This is a genomic window from Nocardia cyriacigeorgica, assembly GCF_010858045.1.
Taxonomy (GTDB): Bacteria; Actinomycetota; Actinomycetes; order Mycobacteriales; family Mycobacteriaceae; genus Nocardia; species Nocardia cyriacigeorgica_E.
The window spans coordinates 1-283 of the sequence record NZ_JAAGVC010000369.1 but is presented as its reverse complement, the minus strand read 5'-3'; the positions used below and the strand labels follow the sequence as shown (position 1 = coordinate 283).

The following is a 283-nucleotide window of genomic DNA, read 5'->3' as shown; positions in this document are numbered from 1 at the left end:
GTTGTGAGCCTTGGCACATACGATCCTCATGTCTACCAACTACTGGACGACTGATCAACTCTTGGACGCTCGTTCAGAAGGCATACGAACTGACCGGATAGCGATCAGGCGGTCAGCCCAGTTCGTGCAGAGATGTTGCAGAGAACGTACGACCTTCGGGCCGCTCGGCGAAGTACCCGCCCAGCGTGGCGGCCAGATCGCCGGTCGACCACTGCTCCCCCGGCGCGTCGAAGCGCTGCTCGACCACCGGCGCCGCCATCAGCGCGACCATCGGCCCATACAC

The 283-nt window shown here is 62.5% G+C and carries 1 pseudogene; it reads right to left on the bottom strand.

The features are described 5' to 3' along the window. Positions 1-112: 112 nt before the first annotated feature. A pseudogene (locus GV790_RS31545) lies at positions 113-283 on the bottom strand (short chain dehydrogenase); the annotation flags it as partial.